Raw genomic sequence first — 21,727 nt, 5'->3', positions numbered from 1 at the left:
AGCCAGAACCGTTGAGACTTAAGCCGCTCCTAAAAAAAACCCGTCTGGAAAGCTTGGAGGCTCTTGGCATTCGCTGTGTATCATCAGCGCTCTGCAGACACCGCTCCGCGCGCAAGGGGAAGGGATTCATGGATACACGCGGATACCGGCTCGGCTACCGCAGCGATATCGAGGGCCTGCGCGCCATTGCGATCCTGCTGGTGGTAGCCGCACATGCCAAGGTCTCCTGGCTCGCCGGCGGCTTTATCGGCGTAGACGTATTCTTCGTGCTGTCGGGCTATCTGATCACTGGTCTGTTGTTGCAGGAAATCGACAAGACTGGCCACCTTCGATTCCTGAATTTCTACGCGTGCCGGCTGCGTAGGCTGCTACCGGCGCTCTTGCTGGTGCTCGTGTGCACGTGTCTGGTGGCTGCCGTCACCCTGGCGCCAGGCGAACAGGCTGATCAGGCTGTAGCGGCCGCCACAGCCTCAGTCTGGCTGAGCAATATCCACTTCGCCTTCGCCAAACTCGACTATTTCAGCCCCGGCGCCGGCAGCAACCTGTTTCTGCATACTTGGTCGCTGGGTGTCGAAGAACAGTTCTATCTGATCTGGCCGGCATTGCTGGTGTGGGCTCTGGGGGCATGGCACGGCAAAGGCAGCCATGACAAGCGACTCAAGGCAGTCATGTTGCTGATTGCGGCCATCAGTCTGTCTGCGTGTGCGGTCATGACCCGCACAGCACCCCAAATGGCGTTCTACATGATGCCGTTGCGTGCGTGGCAGTTCGCGACGGGTGCGCTGGTCTGGCTGTATTTCAATTCGCCCACAACGGACGACCCGAGCAGCCCGTCGCCACGCGGCAAATCCATCGCCAGCCGGTGCGCCGGATGGCTCGGACTGCTACTGATCGTGGTATCGGCACTGTGGTTCGACACAAACATGGCCTATCCAGGCTGGCGTTCGTTGCTGCCCACCGTGGGCGCCGCCGCGATCATTGCCGCAGGTGTGCGCGGCGCCGACGCCGGTATCGCACGCATCCTGTCTTGGAGCCCCTTGCAGGCCGTCGGTCGCGTTTCCTATGCATGGTATCTGTGGCACTGGCCGGTACTCCTGCTTGGGGGCACCTACATCGTCACGGACAACCCTGGCTATCGGGCCGCACTGGTCGCCCTGTCCCTTTTGCTGGCCGTGGCGTCGTATCGCTGGGTCGAATCACCGATTCGCCACCAGGCCCGGTGGACCGTGCGACCCGGCGTCACCGTGATGGTGGCGCTCGTGCTGATGATGATGGCCAATGTGGCATGCATCAGCTGGTTCAATGCAACATCGAAGTGGCTCAACAGCCCAATCCAGCAACGTTATGCAAAGGCGCATGTCGACGCGCCCGTCATCTACGCCATGGGCTGCGACGACTGGTACCACAGTGACCGCGTGCGCGTTTGTGCCTTCGGCCCACGCGATGCCGCACATACGGTCGTGCTGATGGGCGACAGCATCGGGGCGCAATGGTTTCCGGCGGTGGCTGAAGCATTCAACCGACCAGGCTGGCGCTTGCTGGTCCTGACCAAGTCATCGTGCCCGATGGTGGATGAGCCGATCTTCTATCCGCGGATTGGACGCGACTATGTCGAGTGCACCACCTGGCGTGCGCATGCACTGCAACAGATCGCCGCGTGGCGCCCGGACATCGTGATCCTGGGCTCCGTTCAAACCTATGACCTCAATCAGAACCAGTGGGTGGAAGGTACCGCGCGCCTGCTGAAATCCATCAGCGCCGCCACGGGCCATACCTATATCGTGCGTGGCACGCCGCACCTGCCTTTCGATGGGCCGAACTGCCTTTCCTCGCAGCGCTGGCTGCCATGGCAACATTCGCAGCAAGGCGAGTGCGACGCACCCGCGTTCGACAAGCAGGGCAACGACGTCTATCAATGGCAACAACAGGCCGCCAGCCGCTTCGGGAATGTCTCGATGCTGGATCTCAACAATGCGATCTGCCCGGACGGTGAGTGCCATGCAGAGCGCGATGGCATCGTTGTCTTCCGTGACTCACAGCACATGACCGCCAGCTTCGTGGAATCCCTCAGCGGGGAATTCGAGCACCGACTCAAGCTGACATACCCCCTTGATCAGCCCACCCCGGCCAAATAAAAATTGGAACATCCACGGAGTTCCGATCGGACTCCCAGCAGAAACCGACGCGATTGCCGAGCGCTGTGCACGCCAGGAAGCTTCTCACTCAATCACCCCCAGAAATCACGCCATGTCACGCTGGAAAGCCGCCGCCATCCACCTGACGATCAGCCTGGCCCTGGCTGCGATCGTCGCCACCCTGCTGTACACCTTGTGGTTTCCGCCGCCGTATTTTCGCGCTGCCGGTGCGGGCACCCTGATGCCGCTGCTGATGGGCGTCGATATCGCCATCGGCCCGCTGCTGACCCTGCTGGTCATGAGCCCGAGCAAACCCAGGCGACTGCGCCGGCTGGATCTGTCGATCATCGCGATCCTGCAGGCCGTCGCCTTTGGTTATGGCTTCCATGTCATCTATCAGGCACGACCGGTGTTCATCGTGGGCGAAGTCGATCGGTTAGTTGTGGTGGCAGCCGATCAGCTGAGCGACGCCGACCTGGCCAAGGGCAGCCGGCCGGAATACCGCAGCCGCTCTTGGAGCGGACCGCGGCTGGTGGGGGCGCAGCCACCGAAAGGCAATCGCACTTTCGACGTTGTTGCGCAGGCCATGTCCGGCGGCAAGGATATCGATCGGCTACCTGAGTTCTACGTACCCTACGAACAGGTGGCCTCGGGCTTGATGAAACATGCGCGGTCACTGACTCAACTCCAGCCCGCGGATCCCGGGCAACGCAAACAGCTAGTCCGGCTGGAACAGACGGCCGCCGCGCGTGGGCAGACCCTGTATTTCCTGCCATTGGAACGTCAAGACATGGACTACACCGCCATCCTCTCGCTAGACCAACCACAGCCAGTTACCGTTCTCGCGATCGATCCGTGGATCAAGTCATCCCAAAAGTGACGCGCTGCGTCACTTGATGACGTTTATTTGCGCGCCATAGGGGCGTGGCGCGACGTGTTCGACAAATCCTCACATTCCCTCGTTTTCCCAGTTGCTGCGTTATGCGCACACGCGCACAATCCTCCAGCCTGCCAGGCACCGACGCTGGTTTGGTATGGGGAATGGCACGTCACGTGCACGTGCTAGAACTGCCATGAGCTTCCTGGTCGTTACTGACCACGAGTTATGGGGTCCGATCCTGCCTAGGGGGATACGGGACCGGGGCTCAGGGGGCATCAAACGGTTAGCTAACCAATACAGAGGAACCACCATGAAGAGCATGCAGAAAGGCTTTACCCTGATCGAACTGATGATCGTGGTTGCGATCATCGCCATCCTGACCGCCATCGCACTCCCGGCGTATCAGGATTACACCGTTCGCACGAAGGTCTCCGAGACAATTGTGCAGATGGATGCAGCCAAGCTGGCTGTCACCGAGACAGCAGCCAGCCTCGGCGGCCTCGCCAATGTCACGGTTTCCAACTCTGGCTATGCCTTTCCGGCCAACGGCACAACGTACGTCGCCTCGGTTACGATTACTCCCGCCACTGGCGTAGTCACCGGCCTCAGCAGGAATACGGGCGCTAGTGGCGCCGCTCCCTCGATGTCACTGACCCCGACCTCGGCCGCCGCTGGCGGTCCACTGATCTGGACATGTGCACCAGTTGCAGGCGCCACCAAGTACTTGCCCGCCAGCTGCCGCGGCGGCTAATAGATTTTGGCATCACACCAACAAAGCCGTTACATCATGCCCCGGTCTGCGCTAAGCGGCCGGGGCATTTCTTTGGGGCGTACCGCGCCATGGCTGCTGGGCGCACTGGTTCTGACTGTGCTGGTCTATCTGCCTGGTTTGCACGGTCCGTTCCTGTTTGACGACCCACCAAACATCGTGCAGCCCATCAGTTCATGGTTGGGCGGCCAGATCGGCTGGCAGGAAATCGTGTTTGGCAATAATTCCGGCCTGCTGCATCGGCCGCTGTCAATGCTCACGTTTCTCGCCAACGCTGCGGTCAGCGGGCTGGAACCCTGGCCGTTCAAAGCCACCAATCTTGCAATCCATCTTCTCTGCGGCGTGTTGATCTATACGCTTCTGTCGCGCCTGCTTTTGCAGGATCCTCAGTTGCGCCATCGCGCGCGACTCGTCGCGTTGATCGTCAGTACCATCTGGCTGCTGCATCCCATGCAGGTGAGCACGGTCTTGTACGTAGTGCAGCGCATGGAGCAACTCTGTGCACTGTTCGTACTGATCGCGCTATTGATTTATGTTCATGCCCGCACATGTTTCGAGCAAGGTCGCTTGCGATCCGCTCTGCTGGATCTTTTCGTTTTTTTACCACTAACCACTCTAGCCGCAATGCTTAGCAAGGAGAATGGTGCGCTGGTACCCCTCTTCTGCGCGGTACTGGAGTTGGGGTATTTCCGCGAGAGCGCGCAAACACAACGACCACTGGCGGTCAAAGTGTTCTTTGCACTTTTCCTGCTGACGCCTGCCATGCTGATTATCGGCTGGTATGGCATTCATCCGCAGCGCCTGATTGACAGTTACGCGGGACGGCTGTTCAACCTCTACGAACGCCTATTGAGCGAACCCCGCGTCTTGATGGATTACATGGGCGCGTTGCTGTTACCGCGCGGCCCATCGCTGGGTCTGTACACCGACGATTTTGCGATATCGCACAGCCTGCTTGATCCATCGACCACTCTGTTTTCCATACTGGGGTTGCTCGCACTGGGCATTGCTGCAATCGGATTACGCAAACTCGTTCCGGCGTTCTTCACCGGTATCATTTTTTACTTGGCGGGACACGTAATGGAGTCGAGCGTGTTTCCGCTGGAGCTGTACTTCGAGCACCGCAATTATCTGCCATCGGTAGGCTTTTTTTTGGCTGTGGTCGGGCTGGCGCAGTGGCTGGTTGTGCGATTGCGGTCGCACATAATTAACGATGCGCGTTTCGGTCGATTGCTTGGCATCGGAACGATTGCACTATTGTCCATGCTCGGCATTGCCACTCTTGCACGTGCCTCAGTGTGGAGTTCGTGGCGCGTACTTGCTGCTCAGGGCGCTCTTCAGCACCCCAAGTCGTTACGGGCACAGATGGATCACACCACCAACCTTGTAGCCGAGGGTCGCTTCGATGAGGCACAACAAACCGTCGATCATCTGATAACTATCCCCGATCCGGCTGCGCAGCATTTGGCAGCCATCGACACGGTGTTGCTGCAATGCCTCGTTCATCAAAAAACCGATACGATCTCGATCAACCGGATTGGTGCCATAAAGGGTGCCAAACTGCAGCTATCGGAGATGCTTGCCTTTGAGATGCTTGCTAAAGCCCTGAACACCCATGACTGCGAAGGCTTGGGCCCGACACAGCTGGCCACCATGATTACAGACATAGTCGATGCAGCTCCACAGCCAGGTGCTCTGATTCAACTCTGGCGTAGCCGCTACATCGCATCCAATCTGTATCTGGCTGCAGGTGAATACATCAAGGCAGAGCAGCAAGTCTCGCTGGCGTGGAAGACAGAACATGCTGACCCAGCCATCGGATTCCTATTGGCAAATCTTGAATACGTCAACGGTAACGTTGCAAGTGCAAAGATTGTGCTGGCCGATGCGGATAGGCATACCGCATGGTGGGACCGACGCAATCAAGAGTTGAGCGTCAAACTCAAGCAACTCTTTGAGAACCCACCACCGGCAAACGTTATGGGCAAGCCACAACTGCAATAGTCTCGATTCGTATTACTTGCGGTCATACTTGGCATATGGCCCTCTCTCATTACAAAAGCCGCGTCAGCTTATTTCTGATGCTTGCTGCACTACTACTCACCACCGTCATTTATTGGCCGGGTCTCGCTGGAAGCTGGCTGTTCGACGATTACCCCAACATCGTCGACAACCATGGTGTGCAGCCAAGTGAAATGAGCATTCCAGCACTGGTACGCGCCGCGCTCTCATCGCCTGCCAGCGACTTCAAGCGACCGCTAGCATCGTTGAGTTTCGCCGCTAACTACATTGCTATCGGCCTCGATCCACACTGGATGAAGCTGACCAACTTAAGCATCCATCTGTTGAACGGGTTGCTGGTATTTATGCTGGCGAGGCTGTTGCTGCGCTCAATAGACCGCCGCAAAACTCCTGCTTTTTCAGGAGCGGCTGAAGCCGCGACACTATTTCCCGCGAAAACCCCATCCATTACAAGCAATCGGAGTGCTTTCACGGCTGAAGCCGTTCCTAAAGCTGATCTCGCCGCCGTAGGAAGCTCCAACCATGCGGGCATCGTCGCCGCGCTGATCGCCACCGGCTGGATGCTGTTGCCGATCAATCTCACCGCGGTGCTGTACGTAGTGCAGCGCATGGAGAGCATGGCGAACTTGTTCGTGTTACTGGGCCTGATCGGCTATGTGGCCGGACGACAACGAATGCTGGTCACGGATACCGGCACATTTTCCCGTGATGACAACGGGTGTTCAGCCGGCACTCGCGGATTCATCCTGTGCATGCTCAGCATTATCATACCCACAGCCGTGGGCGTACTGGCCAAGGAAACCGCGGTAATGCTGCCGTTGTACGCGCTGTTGGTCGAGTGGGTGCTGTTCCACTTCTGCACCGCCACAGGCCGACGCGACTGGCGGATCATCGCCAGCTTCCTGCTCGTGCTGGTGCTGCCGACGCTGATCGGCATCGGCTGGCTGCTGCCCAACCTGCTGAAACCGGAAGCCTGGGCCACCCGCGATTTCACGCTGGGCACGCGCCTGCTCAGCGAGACGCGCATCGTGGTCGATTACATCCGCTGGACCTTGCTCCCAACGCTGGATGCTCTGTCGTTCTATCACGATGATTTCCGCATCTCGACTGGACTGCTGGCGCCCTGGACTACGCTGGCCAGCCTGGTATCCCTGGTCGCGCTGGTGGCACTGATGCTGTGGCTGCGTGCGCGCAAGCCACTGGCCGCACTTGGCATTGCACTATTCCTTGGCTGCCAGTTGTTGACCGGTACCATCCTGCCGCTGGAACTGATCTACGAACACCGCAACTACTTCGCCAGCTTCGGCCTGATGTTGGCGGTCGTGCCACTGCTGGCCGTGCCACGATCATTCTCCTTTGCCCGGCTTCGGTACACGTTACTGGCGGGATTGCTAGTGTCCTGGGCGACGCTGACCGCGATGACAGCCTATGCCTGGGGCGAGCCCTTGCGGTTGGCGCAGGAACTAGCCGCACGTGCACCGCAGTCGCCGCGTGCGCAATACGAACTGGGCCGCACTTACATCATCGATTCGCACTACGACCCCGCCTCGCCTTTCACCAAGCTGGCCTATGCGCCGCTGGAGAAGGCCGCAGCGTTACCCAACTTCTCGATCCTGCCTGAGCAGGCGCTGATCTTCATGAATGCACGCATGCAGCTGCCTTTGAAAGATGCGTGGTGGGATAGCATCGTCACCAAGCTGAAAACACACACCCCAGGTGTGCAGGACGAGAGCGCGCTGGCCTCCCTGACCCAGTGCACGCGCGATGGCCAATGCGTACTGCCGCCCGAGCGCATGAAACAGGCCTTTGCGGCAGCGCTGTCACAACCTGCCCCGACGGGCCGTCTGCTTGCCATCTACGGCGACTACGCTTGGAACGTACTGGGCGACCACGCCCTCGGCGTTCGCATGACCGCTCAGGCTGTTGATGCCAGCCCCAATGAACCTGCCTACCGGATCACACTGATCCGCATGCTCGCGGTAACTGGTCGTCATGCCGAGGCGGACAGACAACTGCAACAACTCGCGCCGCTCAATATCGGCGGCCGACTGGATGGCGAGATCGCGAAACTCGAGGTACTGCTCAATTCCCGATAGCAACCGCACTCATTGAAAGATCAGGCGATCGTCCAGTGCATGGTCATCAGAAAGCGGCAATGAAGTTTCGGAAGCGCCTCCTCTTTCACGAATCAGAGGCGCCGATAAATGAGGAAAACCGTGGAAACCCCACTGCTGGTTTCAACAGGAGGCGGTAACGCAGACTCCAATTCCTGCAATCTTTCAAATCCCGGGAAAAGTGCCGTGACATCCGTCGAGACCACGCGGTGCCGGACATGCCTGAACGTACGCGCATTACCTGCACTGTTGCTCGAATAGATGATGACGAAGCGATTCGCTGCATCGAACAGACGGCGAAGATGGGCCTCATAGACTTCGTCCTCGACCAAGTGAAAGATGACGTCGAGGGACAAGGCAAGATCTGCCTTCGTTGCGCTGTCATCAAGGATCGCAAAGCGCTTGCTTGCATCGTCCTTGAAACGTGCGCGGCATTGCTCGACAGCGTCAGCGCTGATGTCCAAGCCGAGATATGCCGGATACCTTGCCAACGCAAGCTGGCGCCCATCACCGCAACCGAATTCCACAACGCTCGTCACACTTTCCCTGGCGACGAATTCGTTCAACACAGCGGCCTTGTAAGTCGCAGCGGCTCCCGCGGAACCAGTGCCTGAGTCTCCTCCGAGTTGATAGCGCTTGCGCCAGTAATCGGCAGACCCCTTGAACGATGCCAAAGGGACCCATCGGGCCACGCCCCTGATGATTCCACTAAACATGCTGTCTTCTCCAAAATTGTAAAAAGGCGCCGCCGGCACCCGCCATCAGGTCAAAAGCTGTGAAAGTCAGGCGCAGCCCGCCAGCCAATGCAATCGCCTCTGCCGGGGTAATCCAGTCACGACAAAGGACCACGAACACGGTTTCGCGTACCAGGATGCCGCCGGGCATGAATATCGCAGCAATGCCTGCCATGATGCCGACGCCATAGCAACCGGCAACCGCCATCGCCGTGTATGGCTCGAAATGAAATGCTGCAGCGGCCACCTCACCCGCGACGCTCAGGATCACCATGACCTGGAACATGGTCAGGATGGCAGCCCACCACAACTGTCGTCCCCAACCAAGTTCACTTATCGAACCTGCAGCCTGACGCCAGCGCGCAGGTAGATAGAGTGCCAGGTATCGTAAAGCCCAATTCGCGCAACGCAGACTTGACAGCACAATCAGTGGAAACAAGATCGAGCCAAACAGCAATGCCCAACATTTCCAATACGCTGCTGCGAGCGTAATGCCACCCAGCAGGCTGACCATGGCCAGCCCGATCCATTGCTCGACCAATCCTGCGGCAGTCATGGTGGCAAGCGATCCGTACGTCGTCGAGTCAGACAACCGCGCGAGAAATCCCCATACCCCGCCTGGAACATACTTGCCAAGCAGCAGAAGGGTCAGATGTCTGACTGCGACCAGCCACGGAATCTTCTCGCCACTGCAGGCAGCAACCACATGACGCCAACTCGAAACGGCCAATAACCACATGAGCAGGATAGCCGCCAAGATGACTATCGCACCACCGGGACCAATCCCCTCCAGCAAGGCACGGGATTGATGCCAATAGCGCTTGATCGCAATGGCGCACAGCAGAAGGCCGCCCCACAACAAACAGGTCATAACAAGGCTGCGCATCCGATTGAATCTGGAGCCTCTAGGCATGGTCTGCAACCGCACGGCTGCCCGCAACAGGCGGTGTCAATCTCAATGTGTAGATCAAGGTCGGAAACGCACGCCGCCAGGCCGCATACATGGCATTGGGAGCTCGCTTGAGAATCCAGCGGTAGATCAACGCGTCTGGCCGTTCAAGCTCAAAGGTCAAGAGCAGCGCTTCTCCATGCTTTTGCACAAATGTGAATCCGGCTGCATCGAGCATCGATTCGATTCGATGCGTAGTCAACGGACGGCAATCGTAGTAACTACCTTTACCCATGAGCCGAACATAGGCATTCGCAACCGGCTGCGGCAACCAACTCAAGAGCAATAGACGGTAATGCGGCTCAACAAGCATCCAGCGACTGGGCACAGCCAGGTAGCCCACGCCATCGGGGCGCAACACGCGGTGCAATTCCGACAGGTGAGCACACTGGGCCTGCTTATCGCCGACATGTTCGATGACGTGATTAGTCACCACCACATCGAAAGAATCATCGGCAAATGGAAGCTGCGTGCCTTGCACCTGGTGGTAGCGATATCCCTCGGTCACCACTCTGTTGTCATGGACATCAACTGCATCCACCTCGCAGTTCAAGTGCGGATGCGTGCCAAAATAATGTGCGATACCACCTGATCCAGTACCAATTTCGAGCACTCGCAACGGTTTCGGCTGACCAGTGAGGCCCAACAGACGCTCGATCTTCAAGCCCTTCAATCGGCGCGAAGCCAGGTCAAACGCGACATGGGGAAGACGCCGTGAAACCTCGAGATCACAGGCATCACCCTGCTTGCCGTGGCTTGTCGTGTCATTAGTCACACTGATTCCCCAAACCCGGGCTGGGGTTCTCTAACACCGGCGCGCGCCAGGCGGGCCGTACTCGTCGATGCCATATGTCCTTCCTTAAACCTTGTCCAACCGCGATTCAGCAACCCTTCGAAGTATCTGCGCGTAGCTCTCGACAACCACGGTCCAGTCGAACCTTGCGCACAGGGATGCTCTCACTTGAACTGCATCATCATGTGTGGGTGCCTCGATCAATATGGCATTTACCGCTTCGCTGATTGCCTTGGCCGAACCCGGTGCAATCAGCTGAGTACGGGTTACGCCGAACACATCCCGTACCGACGGCAGATCGCTCGCCACCACTGGACAGCCACAGCCGGCAGCCTCCACCGTCACCAGCCCCAAACCTTCCTGATCTCCCGAAACTGCTTGTACAAACGGAGCCACGAAAACCGCCGCGCGACGATACAAAGCCGGCAAATTCACCTGGGATACGGCTCCGATGAATTGGACTTTGGCTTGCAGTCCCAGTCGCTGAATTTGCTCTGCAAGTGATTCCTTTTCCGGACCAAAGCCAGCAATGGTCAGATAAGCCGTTGGATGGTCACGCAAGATCTCCGGCATCGCATCAATCAGGTAATGCAATCCTTTCTTCTCCACCAGCCGACCTACGAACAAAATCTCGTCATGCGAGCGCTGCACCGCCGAACTGGGCGTAAACAGCCCCTCCAGATCCACTCCCATGGGCTGTATGTTCACTTTGCTGGCATCCGCGCCGATCCTTGCCAATTCCCTGCGCATGGCCTCACTGACCACGGTGACTGCCGCAGCCCGTCTGACTACAAGTCGTTTGAGTGCATTCAAACACCGCCCACGCAAGGCGAACAGATCGGCGCCATGTGAGGTAACCAGATAAGAAGGCAGGCGGCGTGACAGCTTGCCCAGAAAGGCCGTGATCAAGCCTTGAGGGAGTAGCCAGTGGGCATGAATCACATCAATCCGGCGCGTTCGCAACAAACGCCAAGTCTGCCATGCCTGTGCCAGCACGAATGGAGGGATCAATAGCAGTTTCCAGCGATGGCGCCGCAAATTGGTGACGATGCCTCCATCGTTTACCAATGTTTGGAAGCGTTGAGGTGCATAGCGATAACGGATCACCTCGACGCCATCGAGAGTCTCACGCGCCGTAGCACCATGCGCACCGGGGACCAAGGCAATGACATGGAATTGATCCGTGAGGCGCTTGGCCAGCTCGTGCACAAATCCTGGCTCAGGATCACCACTCCAACGCGGATAGGTCGAAGCAAGCACGAGCAGCGTCGATCGATCAGTACCAGAAGAGTCAGGCATCACGTCGATATGTCAGCGCCGTGATCTGTTCGGATACCAGACCGATCAGGAAAACAATGACCGCCGCACTCCACATCAAGGTACTGCCGTTGGTAAGTCGTCCGCTATGCACGAATGTCCAGACGTAATTGGCACAGCCCAGTAGAAAGAACACCCCGCTCGCCGGCACGAACAACTTCAGCGGCGAGTACAGCGTGGCGATCTTGAAGATAATCAGCAGGAAACGCAGGCCGTCGCGTACCGGCTTGATATGGCTCTTGCCGACCCGCTGTGCAGCCTTGATCGGCACGTAGGCGACCGGGTAGGCGCTGCGGAAGAACGCCATGGTGCTGGTGGTGGGATAGCTGAAACCGTTCGGCAGCAGGTGAATGAACTCGCGGAACTTGTCCGCGCGCACAGCGCGGAAGCCAGACGTGAGGTCCTGCACGGGATGACCGGTCATATGCGTGGCCAGCCAGTTGTACAAGGTATTGGCGAGGCCACGGCCAACCCCAGCCTGGCTACTCCAATCGCGCGCACCGACGACCATGTCGTAATCCTGACCGAGCTTTTCGAGCAGGCGTGCGATATCGGCCGGATCATGCTGGCCGTCACCGTCCATGAAGACGAAGAGCTCGCCGGTGGCGGCACGAGCACCACGCTTGATCGCCGCACCATTGCCCATGGAATACGGTGAGGACAGGCAGGTCACGCCGCTGCTTTGGCAAATGCCGCGGGTGTCGTCGGTGGAGCCGTCGTCGACCACGATGATCTCGGCATCGGGATGGATTGCGCGCAGCCGGGGCAGCAATGCGGCCAGCGCAGGCGCCTCGTTCTTGGCGGGCAGGATGATACTTAAGCGGTTCAAAAGTGGCTCCCCATGTGAGGGAGAATCATAGCGTGAAGGCATGGTGACGGTTGTGCGCAGGACTTGGCGTTCTGCATACAGCGGTCTCGGCGAGGGATTGAAGTTTGTCTGTCGCCGCGGGAGGTTCTGCAACGGTTCCCAGCCTGGAAGGCTTCGGCATGGAACATTGGCAGGCGGGTGGATGAGGGAGCGTCGCGACTGAAGTCGCTCCTATATGTGGCGATCTGGTTTGTGCTTTGCAACATCCACCTTCCCCGCTTGCAGGCCAAAGGTGACCTGACGGCCAGACTGCGGTAGATTCAACCACATACAGGGGCAAGGTCGAGTAGGTTATGTCATCTCAATTGCAACCGTCGTCGCTCGCGGGCCTGTCCGGCATGGCGCGCCGGCTGGTGTCTGATGGAGTGCTGCCTGAGGCCGATGTGCGCAAGGCAATGGCCGACAGCAGCCAGAACAAGGCTACCCTGGCGGCATGGCTGCTCGACCATAACCTGGTCGAGAGTGCCCAGCTGACCCAAGTTGCTTCAGCCGAGTTCGGCATGCCGATGATGGACGTGACCTCGCTGAATCCGTCCACCATGCCGCTCGATCTGATCAGTGAGGCATTGATCACCAAGCATCAGGCGTTGCCGCTGTTCCGGCGCGGCAAGCGGCTGTTTGTCGGTATCGCGGACCCGATGCAGTCGCATGCACTGGACGAGATCAAGTTCCATTCCAACTGCATGGTGGAACCGATCCTGGTCGAACGCGGCCCGCTGTTGCGAATGATCGAGAGCCTGCTCAACAGCATGCGCGACACCATGCCCGATATGGGCGGCGGCGATCTGGACGGCCTGGAGCTCGAAGGCGGCGACGACGAGGCCGAGTCGTCCGGCATCGATGCGAATGCGATGGACGACGCGCCGGTGGTGAAGTTCGTCAACAAGATCCTGGTCGATGCGATTCGCCGTGGCGCTTCCGATATCCACTTCGAACCGTTCGAAACCCAGTATCGGGTACGCCTGCGCATGGATGGCATGCTGAAGGCGGTGGCCAGCCCACCGATGAAGATGGCGAACCGCATTTCGTCGCGCATCAAGGTGATGGCGCAGCTGGATATTGCCGAGAAGCGCGTGCCGCAGGACGGCCGTATCAAGCTCAACCTGTCCAAGACCCGAGCGATCGACTTTCGCGTGAGCTCGCTGCCGACGCTGTTTGGCGAGAAGATCGTGCTGCGTATACTTGACGGCTCGTCGGCGAAGATCGGCATCGAGAAGCTCGGCTACGAACCAGACCAGCAGAAGCTCTACATCGATGCCATCCACAAGCCGTACGGCATGGTGCTGGTGACCGGCCCCACCGGTTCCGGCAAGACGGTGTCGCTGTACACCGGCCTGAACATGCTCAACACCGCCGAACGCAACATCTCGACGGTGGAAGACCCGGTGGAAATTCGCGTCGAGGGCATCAACCAGGTGCAGCAGAACGTCAAGCGTGGCATGACCTTCGCCAGCGCGCTGCGCTCGTTCCTGCGCCAGGATCCCGATGTGATCATGGTCGGCGAGATCCGCGATCTGGAAACCGCCGAGATCGCGATCAAGGCCGCCCAGACCGGCCACATGGTGCTGTCCACCCTGCACACCAACGATGCCGCGCAGACCATCGCGCGCCTGATGAACATGGGCATCGCGCCGTACAACATCACCTCGTCGGTCACCCTGATCATCGCGCAACGCCTGGCGCGTCGCCTGCACGACTGCAAGAAGCCGATGAACCTGCCGCCGGATGTACTGCTGGCGGCCGGTTTCAGCCAGGCCGACATCGACGCAGGCCTGACCATTTACGAGGCTGGCGGTTGCGACAACTGCAACGAGGGTTACAAGGGGCGTGTCGGCATCTACCAGGTGATGCCAATGCTGGAGGACATCCAGAAAATCATCCTGAAGGGCGGCAATGCGCTGCAGATCGCCGAGGTGGCCAAGGCCGCCGGGATCAACGATCTGCGTGCGTCGGCGCTGCTCAAGGTGAAGCAGGGCCTGACCAGCCTGACCGAGATCGACCGGGTGACCAAGGAGTGATCTCGTGAAACCGGGACGCCCTTGGCATTGATGTTGCGCCGGGCACCACGGTTTGGGGCCATTGAAATAGCATAAGCTGCAGGAAATTTGCCAGCCGCCTACTTGGGCGGGCTTGGACTGAACCACGGGGGGAGGATGCGCATGGCTACGGCTACCGCAAACGCAAAGACCAATTTGAAAAAGGCACAGGCACTCGGTGCCCAGCGCGCCGCAGTCAGCCAGCTGACCACTTACGAGTGGGTTGCGCTGGACAAGCGCGGCAAGCGGATGAAGGGTGACATGCCGGCGAAGAATGCTTCGCTGGTCAAGGCCGAGCTGCGCCGCCAGGGCATGAACCCGCAGACTGTACGGGAGCGCGCCAAACCCTTGTTCGGTTCCACCGGCAGCACGGTCAAGCCGGGTGATGTCGCGATCTTCAGCCGCCAGATCGCCACCATGATGGCTTCCGGCGTCCCAATGGTGCAGGCCTTCGACATCATCGCTGACGGCCAGAAGAATCCGCGTTTCAAGAACATCCTGCTGGATGTGAAGCAGAACGTCGAAGGTGGCGCAGCACTGCATGAGGCGCTGGGCCGCTATCCGGTGCAGTTCGACGAGCTGTATTGCAACCTGGTCCACGCCGGCGAAGCCTCCGGCGTGCTGGACACTGTGCTGGATACCGTCGCGACGTACAAGGAGCGCACGGAATCGATCAAGAAAAAGATCAAGAAAGCGCTGTTCTACCCGATGATGGTGCTGGTCGTGGTGTTCGTGGTCTGCGTGATCATGTTGCTGTTCGTAGTGCCGGTGTTCGCCAAGACCTTCGCGGATGCTGGCGCCCAGTTGCCAGCACCGACCCAGATCCTAGTCGATGCCTCCAAGTTCATGCAGAGTTATTGGTGGATGGTCATCGGTGCCATCGTCATTGGCATCGTCTCGTTCGTGATGGCAAAGAAACGCTCGGTGAAGTTTGCCCATTTCCTCGACCGGATGGCACTGAAGATGCCGGTGATGGGCAATATCGTGCGCAACTCAGCGATTGCGCGTTTTGCCCGTACGCTTGGTGTCACCTTCCGCGCCGGCGTGCCGTTGGTCGAAGCGCTAGATGCTGTAGCAGGCGCTACCGGCAGCGTAGTCTACGGTGATGCGGTGAAGCAGATGCGCGACGACATCGCCGTGGGTCACCAGTTGCAGCTGGCGATGAAGCAGACCGGCCTGTTCCCCAACATGGTGGTGCAGATGACCGCCATCGGCGAGGAATCCGGTGCACTGGACAACATGCTGTTCAAGGTGGCCGAATTCTACGAGGAAGAAGTCAGCAACGCGGTCGACACCCTGTCCACCTTGCTGGAACCGATCATCATGGTGGTCCTCGGCACCCTTGTCGGCGGCATGGTGATCTCGCTGTACCTGCCGATCTTCAAGCTCGCCGGCACGTTCTAGAGCACTTCAACCCGAAGACGCCGCATTATTGCCGTGATCCGGCAATAATGCGGCGTTTTCTTTGCGCAGGATTTCGTGATGCCCGACTTGCCAATGGTGGTGTGGATCGCCTTTGCAGGCGTGCTCGGCCTGGTGATGGGCAGCTTCCTCAACGTGGTGATCCTGCGGTTGCCGGAGCGGATGGCGGCAGGATGGCGGCAGGAAGCACGCGACGTGCTGGAGCTTGAGGCTGATACGACGCCGTTGCCGCCGGGCATCGTGCGCGAACCCTCGCATTGCCCGCACTGCAAGCATCCGTTGTCGGCGCTGGACAACATCCCTCTGTTCGGCTGGTTGATGTTGCGTGGGCGCTGCCGTTACTGCCAGACGAAAATCTCGATCCAGTACCCGCTGGTCGAATTGCTCAGCGGCGTGTTGAGCGCAGTGATCGTGTGGAAGTTCGGCCCTTCCTGGATGGCACTGGCAGGACTGCTGCTGACCTGGACTCTGATCGCGCTCTCAGGCATCGACTTCCGCACCCAGCTGCTACCTGACCAGCTGACACTGCCTCTGCTGTGGCTGGGCTTGCTGCTGGCGCTGTTGCCGATGTTCATCACGGCACCGGCCGCAATCCTCGGCGCCGCCATCGGCTATCTGAGCCTGTGGAGCGTGTACTGGCTGTTCAAGCTGCTGACCGGCAAGGAGGGCATGGGTTATGGCGACTTCAAGCTGCTCGCCGCACTGGGAGCCTGGATGGGGCCAGTGGCGCTGTTGCCGATCATCCTGCTGTCCTCGCTGATCGGCGCCCTGGTCGGCGGCAGCCTGATCGCGTTGCGCCGACACCAGCGCGAGGTGCCGATGCCGTTCGGCCCATTCATCGCGGCCGCCGGCTGGGTCTGGTTCGTGGCCGGCCCTGACTTGTTGCAGGGCTACATGCACCTGACCGGAATACGATGAGCTTGATGCGATGAGCAAGCGGCAACACGCCATGATCGTCGCGCTGACCGGCGGGGTCGCTGCCGGCAAGTCCGCCGTGACGCGGCGCTTCGAGGCACTCGGTGCACATGTACATGATGCCGACGTGGCCGCCCGCGAAGTGATCGCACCGGGCGCCCCCGGACTGGCAGCCATCGTCGACACGTTCGGCGCAGCGGTACTCGATGCCGCTGGCCGGCTGGACCGTCCCGCAATGCGCCACCGCGTGTTTGCCGATCCGTTGGCCCGGCAGCAGCTGGAGGCCATCATCCATCCGCTGGTGCGTCAATGGCTGCATGATCGTGCCGTAGCCGAATACGGACCGTATTGCCTGCTGGCGATTCCGCTGCTGTCGGAAAACATCGCGCACTATCGCTGGGTCGACCGCGTGCTGCTGGTCGACGTACCCGAGTCGGTGCAGTTGGCGCGGCTGATTGCTCGTGATGGTCTCGACGAGACCCTGGCTCGGCGCATGCTGGCAAGCCAGGCCAGCCGCGCCGAACGACTCGCGCTGGCCAACGATGTGATCGAGAACAGCGGCGATGAGGCCACGCTCGACCAGGCCGTCGCCGAGCTGCACCAGCGCTACCTCGCACTGGCTTCGCAGAGCGCTTAAAGTGCGGGCTTTACGCGAGCCAGAATTCGCGGATGCCGGCCACACCCTGTGCGCTGTGCTGGCGTGCCTGGGTGATCTGCGAAGGAGCGGTGCCGCCCAGCGCGTATACCGGCAACGCGGCTGCTTCGGCCAGCGACTGGAACGTCGACCAGCCCAGCGGAGGGGTCTGCGGATGACTGGGGGTCCCGGCTACCGGCGAGAGCGTGGCGAAGTCCGCACCGAGGCGGGACGCCTGCGCCAGTTGCAGCGCCTCGTGGCAGCTGGCACCGACCAGTTGCTGCAGCGGCAAGGGCCGCTCGGACAATTCGGACAGCTGAGTGCTCTTCAAGTGCACCCCGATACCCAGACTGCGCGCGCCCTCGATATCGCCATTGAGCAACAGTTGCGTATCGTGGTGTCGCGCCAGCGGCAACAGGCCGGCGGCCAGCTCGCGCACGAGTTCGCGCGGCCACAGTGGCAGGCGCAGCTGCAGCATCGGTTCGCCCCGCTCGATCATCCGCCCGATCCGCTCGAACCACACGCCGCGCTGGTCCGGCGGCACATCAGCCGGGGTGATCGGATAACGCGCAGGCAGTCGCAGTGCCTGCAGGATCGCGCGGTCGGCCAGCGTGAGGATGGCCGGGTCGATCCCGGACGGATGCAGCCATTGCAGTGCCTGGCCTTCGCGCGATTGCGGCATGTCTTCCCATTGGGCAACCTGCCACGTGTCCAGCAGCAGTTCGCGATCAGGGTAATGGCATGGCACCCGGATCAGCGGCTCGGCACGTTGCAGGGTGATGCCCAGCTCTTCGTGCAGTTCACGCGCCAACCCCGCCAGTGGCTCCTCACCGGGTTCGAGCTTGCCGCCGGGAAATTCCCACAGGCCGGCCAGATGCTTGCCGGGCGGCCGCTGCGTCAGCAGCACACGACCATCGGGATCACGCAGGACGCCCGCCATCACGTGCATGACCACCGGCTTGGGCGCGGTGGGCGCAGGCATCAGCTGTTGCGCAGGTATTCGACCATGTCGAAGCCGTAGGTGTGCTCGGCATCGGCCTTGTGGTGCACGCGGGAGACCTCGGTCCAGTCGCTGAAATGCACGCCCGGAAAGAACGTGTCGGCGCCTTCGACGGCAGCACTGACCCAGGTCAGGTACATCCGCCGGGCACGCGGCAGCGCTTCCGTAAATATGTGGCCGCCGCCAATCACCATCAGACCGGTGTTGTCGGTGCGCGCCTGCGCTTCCTCGATCGAACGCACGGTGATCTGGCCGGGAAACGGCGCCTCGTGCCGGCGTGACAGCACCAGGTTGACCCGATCCGGCAATGCGCGGCCGATCGACACGGCCGTGTTGTAGCCCATCAGCACATTCTTGCCGGTGGTCAGCTGCTTGAACCAGCGCAGGTCATCAGGCAGGTGCCACGGCAGTTGCCCCTTGCGGCCGATGGCGAAGTTTTCGTCGAGTGCGGCAATCAGCGAGATGGCCATGTGAAGTCCTTGAAAGGCATGTTCGGTGGAGTGGCCTGCGCCTGGCAATGGCGCTGCCGATTCCTTCGAATCTTAGCAGGATGCATGCATCCCGGAGGTGAGCGTGAGGCGACCTTGCACGGGGTCGTGGACGGTCCGGCGGGCGGCAATTTTATGCGCCGCCTGCGCGCGGTGGCGTAGCTTTCGTGCACGACCGAAGGGAGTCCACTGTGGACAGCATGCGATCCTAGACGGCGACGGTGGCTTTGATCGCCGGCAGCGGCACGTAGCCCTCGATCACGACATCCTCGTAGCGGAAATCGAGGAGCGAGCGCACTTCGGGATTGAGCCGCAAGCGCGGGAGTGCCTGGGGTTCCCGCGTCAGCTGCAGCCGCGCCTGCTCGACGTGGTTGTTGTACAGATGCGCGTCACCCAGCGTGTGCACGAAATCGCCGACGCCGAGCCCGCACACCTGCGCCACCATGTGGGTGAGCAGCGCATAGCTGGCGATGTTGAACGGCACACCGAGGAAGATGTCGCCGGAACGCTGGTACAACTGGCAGCTCAGCTTGCCGTCCGCCACATAGAACTGGAACAGGCTGTGGCACGGCAGCAGTGCCATCTTCGGCAGCTCGCCGACGTTCCACGCACTGACGATCAGCCGGCGCGAATCGGGGTTGCGCTTGATCTCGTCGACCACCCATCGGATCTGGTCGACCACACGGCCATCGGCGGTCGGCCACGCGCGCCACTGCTGCCCGTAGACCGGGCCGAGGTCGCCGTTTGCATCGGCCCACTCGTCCCAGATGCGCACGCCGTGCTCCTTCAGATAGGCGATGTTGGTATCGCCACGCAGGAACCAGATCAGCTCGTGCACGATGGACTTCAGGTGCAACTTCTTGGTGGTGACCAGCGGAAAACCTTCCGTCAGGTCGAAACGCATCTGCCAGCCGAACACGCTGCGCGTGCCGGTGCCGGTGCGGTCGGTCTTTTCGGTACCGTGTTCGAGGACGTGGCGCAACAGGTCAAGATAGGCGCGCATGCTCAGGCCTTCGTCGCCACCGGGGCGAGCGGCAGGGTCGGCGCACGACGCGCCAGGGCGAGCAGCCACAGGCCGATCACGATCATCGGCAACGACTGCATCTGTCCCATCGTCACCCATTGTGTCCCGAAGTAGTAACCCAGCTGCGGGTCGGGCAGCCGCACGAACTCCACCGCGAAACGGAAGCAGCCGTACATCAGCGCGAACAGGCCCGACACCAGGTAACGCGGCCGCGGCTTCATCGACACCAGCCAGATCACGAAGAACATCACCACCCCTTCGAGCGCCAGCTCGTACAACTCGGACGGGTGGCGCAGCAGGCCGCCGAACTGTTGCAACTGCGGCAACCACGCCGGATGGCTGTCGACATAGGCCACGTCATCGGCATGTGCGTTCGGATAGATCATGCCCCACGCCAGCGTGGTGGGCTTGCCCCACAGTTCACCGTTGATGAAATTGCCCAGCCGGCCGAGGCCAAGCCCGATCGGTACCAGCGGTGCGACAAAATCCACCGTGTCGAAGAAATGCAGCCGCTGCCGGCGCGACCACCACCAGACCGCGGCCAGCACGCCGAGCATGCCGCCATGGAAGCTCATGCCGCCGTCCCACACGCGGAACAGGGCCAGCGGCTCGGTCCAGATCCAGCGAATGCCCCCGGCGTAGTAGAACAGCATGTACCAGACGCGACCGCCGATGATCACGCCCATCATGCCGTAGAAGAACAGGTCGCCCAATGCATCACGGCTGACCGGCAGGCGCCCGTGCCGCCGCCGGTATTCGCCCAGCACGGCAACGAAAAAGAATCCGAGCAGGTACATCAGCCCATACCAGTGCACCTGGATGGGCCCGAGATGGAAGGCGACCGGGTTGAGCTCAACGACGAAAGGCTGGGACATGACGACCTGGTGAGTTTTCGCAGGCTGCAAGTGTAGCCGGTCGTGACCGCTGCCTCTTCCGGTCCGTCAGCCGGCGTCGCTGGAATCCCGCCTTCACGATGTGGTTCCGTGAGGCACCCTACAGCAGCACGGGGCGATCCGGCAGTTCGTCCGGGTTGGCCTTGTCGTTGCCGGGGAAATGCCGGGCCAGCAGCGCGTGTGCGGCGGCGATGCCTTCGAGGCTGGCCTCGCGCCATTGCCCGCTGGCGTAGCCGTCGCGCATGCGCGTGCAGATCGCCTCCCATTCGGGCGCCGCGACCTGTGCGGCAATGCCGCGGTCGGCGACGATCTCGATGCAATGCTCGGCCATCAGCACGTAGAACAGCACCCCGCTGTTGTGCTCGGTGTCCCACACACGAAGCTGGCCGAACACCTGCCGTGCGCGGGTAGGCGCGTCGAGCCCTTCCAGCACCGCCAGCGGCGCCAGTCGTGCCTCGAGCGCGAAACAGATCTCGCCCCGGTGGGCGCGCTCGCCCGCAGCAATCGCAGCTGCCATTTCGTCCAGCAACGCGGACGGAAAGCGGCGGCGCAACTGGAACCAGCTACCGAACAGGTTTGCCAGCACTCGTCGGATGCGTGTCATCACCAGCTCCCCGAGGCACCGCCGCCGCCAGTGCAGGGCGCTTCGAGCGAAGAACATGCCACTGGTCCGGGACTGCAGAACAGTCTGATGATCGGCGTGTTCGTCGCCCTGTTCCTGCGCAGCATGCTGG

General features: G+C 60.6%; 19 protein-coding genes. 9 read left to right on the top strand and 10 right to left on the bottom strand.

What is annotated here, in order from left to right:
- Positions 1-128: 128 nt before the first annotated feature.
- From B0E50_RS14410 to B0E50_RS14390, 5 genes are all read left to right on the top strand, one after another.
- Positions 129-2,135, top strand: a complete 2,007-nt coding sequence (locus tag B0E50_RS14410; protein ID WP_077442042.1) for an acyltransferase family protein — start codon at positions 129-131, stop codon at positions 2,133-2,135.
- A 112-nt stretch (positions 2,136-2,247) separates the two neighbouring features.
- Entirely contained in the window at positions 2,248-3,015 is a 768-nt protein-coding gene (gene tfpZ, locus B0E50_RS14405; RefSeq protein ID WP_077442041.1) for a TfpX/TfpZ family type IV pilin accessory protein, read from the top strand.
- Positions 3,016-3,325: 310 nt separating this feature from the next.
- Positions 3,326-3,766 (top strand): pilin, encoded by a 441-nt coding sequence (locus B0E50_RS14400; RefSeq protein WP_077442040.1) that lies wholly within the window; start codon positions 3,326-3,328, stop codon positions 3,764-3,766.
- Positions 3,767-3,802: 36 nt separating this feature from the next.
- Positions 3,803-5,788: a hypothetical protein gene (locus B0E50_RS14395; RefSeq protein ID WP_139350885.1), complete on the top strand. Its 1,986-nt coding sequence runs from the start codon at positions 3,803-3,805 to the stop codon at positions 5,786-5,788.
- A gap of 77 nt (positions 5,789-5,865) precedes the next feature.
- Positions 5,866-7,902 carry a hypothetical protein gene (locus B0E50_RS14390; RefSeq protein ID WP_139350884.1) on the top strand — a complete coding sequence of 679 codons (2,037 nt, stop codon included), beginning with the start codon at positions 5,866-5,868 and terminating at the stop codon, positions 7,900-7,902.
- 92 nt (positions 7,903-7,994) lie between these two features.
- On the opposite strand, the gene B0E50_RS14385 is transcribed toward B0E50_RS14390, so the two are convergent.
- The 5 genes from B0E50_RS14385 to B0E50_RS14365 form a co-directional block, all read right to left on the bottom strand.
- Positions 7,995-8,636, bottom strand: a complete 642-nt coding sequence (locus B0E50_RS14385; RefSeq protein WP_077442037.1) for a class I SAM-dependent methyltransferase — start codon at positions 8,634-8,636, stop codon at positions 7,995-7,997.
- Entirely contained in the window at positions 8,629-9,525 is an 897-nt protein-coding gene (locus B0E50_RS14380) for a lysylphosphatidylglycerol synthase domain-containing protein (RefSeq protein ID WP_168170891.1), read from the bottom strand. Before B0E50_RS14380 ends, B0E50_RS14385 begins: the two co-directional genes overlap by 8 nt.
- A gap of 34 nt (positions 9,526-9,559) precedes the next feature.
- Positions 9,560-10,378, bottom strand: a complete 819-nt coding sequence (locus B0E50_RS14375; RefSeq protein ID WP_254427299.1) for a class I SAM-dependent methyltransferase — start codon at positions 10,376-10,378, stop codon at positions 9,560-9,562.
- Between the two features lie 84 nt (positions 10,379-10,462).
- Positions 10,463-11,656, bottom strand: coding sequence for a glycosyltransferase (locus B0E50_RS14370; RefSeq protein ID WP_254427298.1), 1,194 nt, complete (start codon positions 11,654-11,656; stop codon positions 10,463-10,465).
- 31 nt (positions 11,657-11,687) lie between these two features.
- Positions 11,688-12,542: a glycosyltransferase family 2 protein gene (locus B0E50_RS14365; protein ID WP_077442034.1), complete on the bottom strand. Its 855-nt coding sequence runs from the start codon at positions 12,540-12,542 to the stop codon at positions 11,688-11,690.
- A gap of 332 nt (positions 12,543-12,874) precedes the next feature.
- Here B0E50_RS14365 and pilB point away from each other — a divergent pair, with 332 nt between their 5' ends.
- From pilB to coaE, 4 genes are all read left to right on the top strand, one after another.
- A complete protein-coding gene (gene pilB / locus B0E50_RS14360) occupies positions 12,875-14,599 on the top strand; it encodes a type IV-A pilus assembly ATPase PilB (RefSeq protein ID WP_077442033.1) in 1,725 nt (574 codons plus the stop codon).
- A 141-nt stretch (positions 14,600-14,740) separates the two neighbouring features.
- Positions 14,741-16,021: a type II secretion system F family protein gene (locus B0E50_RS14355; protein WP_077442618.1), complete on the top strand. Its 1,281-nt coding sequence runs from the start codon at positions 14,741-14,743 to the stop codon at positions 16,019-16,021.
- Positions 16,022-16,099: 78 nt separating this feature from the next.
- On the top strand, positions 16,100-16,957 hold the full coding sequence (locus B0E50_RS14350; RefSeq protein ID WP_077442032.1) for an A24 family peptidase: 858 nt from the start codon (positions 16,100-16,102) through the stop codon (positions 16,955-16,957).
- A 10-nt stretch (positions 16,958-16,967) separates the two neighbouring features.
- A complete protein-coding gene (gene coaE / locus B0E50_RS14345; RefSeq protein ID WP_077442031.1) occupies positions 16,968-17,591 on the top strand; it encodes a dephospho-CoA kinase in 624 nt (207 codons plus the stop codon).
- A 10-nt stretch (positions 17,592-17,601) separates the two neighbouring features.
- Here the strand turns inward: coaE and B0E50_RS14340 are convergent, their stop codons facing one another.
- From B0E50_RS14340 to B0E50_RS14320, 5 genes are all read right to left on the bottom strand, one after another.
- Positions 17,602-18,570 (bottom strand): Nudix family hydrolase, encoded by a 969-nt coding sequence (locus B0E50_RS14340; protein WP_305775358.1) that lies wholly within the window; start codon positions 18,568-18,570, stop codon positions 17,602-17,604.
- Complete coding sequence (locus B0E50_RS14335) at positions 18,570-19,058, bottom strand: dihydrofolate reductase (RefSeq protein ID WP_077442030.1); 489 nt, start codon at positions 19,056-19,058, stop codon at positions 18,570-18,572. Before B0E50_RS14335 ends, B0E50_RS14340 begins: the two co-directional genes overlap by 1 nt.
- A gap of 226 nt (positions 19,059-19,284) precedes the next feature.
- A complete protein-coding gene (locus B0E50_RS14330) occupies positions 19,285-20,079 on the bottom strand; it encodes a thymidylate synthase (RefSeq protein WP_077442029.1) in 795 nt (264 codons plus the stop codon).
- Between the two features lie 2 nt (positions 20,080-20,081).
- Positions 20,082-20,975: a prolipoprotein diacylglyceryl transferase gene (lgt, locus tag B0E50_RS14325; protein WP_077442028.1), complete on the bottom strand. Its 894-nt coding sequence runs from the start codon at positions 20,973-20,975 to the stop codon at positions 20,082-20,084.
- 118 nt (positions 20,976-21,093) lie between these two features.
- Positions 21,094-21,597 carry a TPM domain-containing protein gene (locus B0E50_RS14320; protein ID WP_077442027.1) on the bottom strand — a complete coding sequence of 168 codons (504 nt, stop codon included), beginning with the start codon at positions 21,595-21,597 and terminating at the stop codon, positions 21,094-21,096.
- Positions 21,598-21,727: the final 130 nt, after the last annotated feature.

Source organism: Rhodanobacter sp. C01, assembly GCF_002001045.1.
GTDB lineage: Bacteria > Pseudomonadota > Gammaproteobacteria > Xanthomonadales > Rhodanobacteraceae > Rhodanobacter.
The sequence above is the reverse complement of the archived record's forward strand: the minus strand, read 5'-3'. Positions and strand labels throughout refer to the sequence as shown.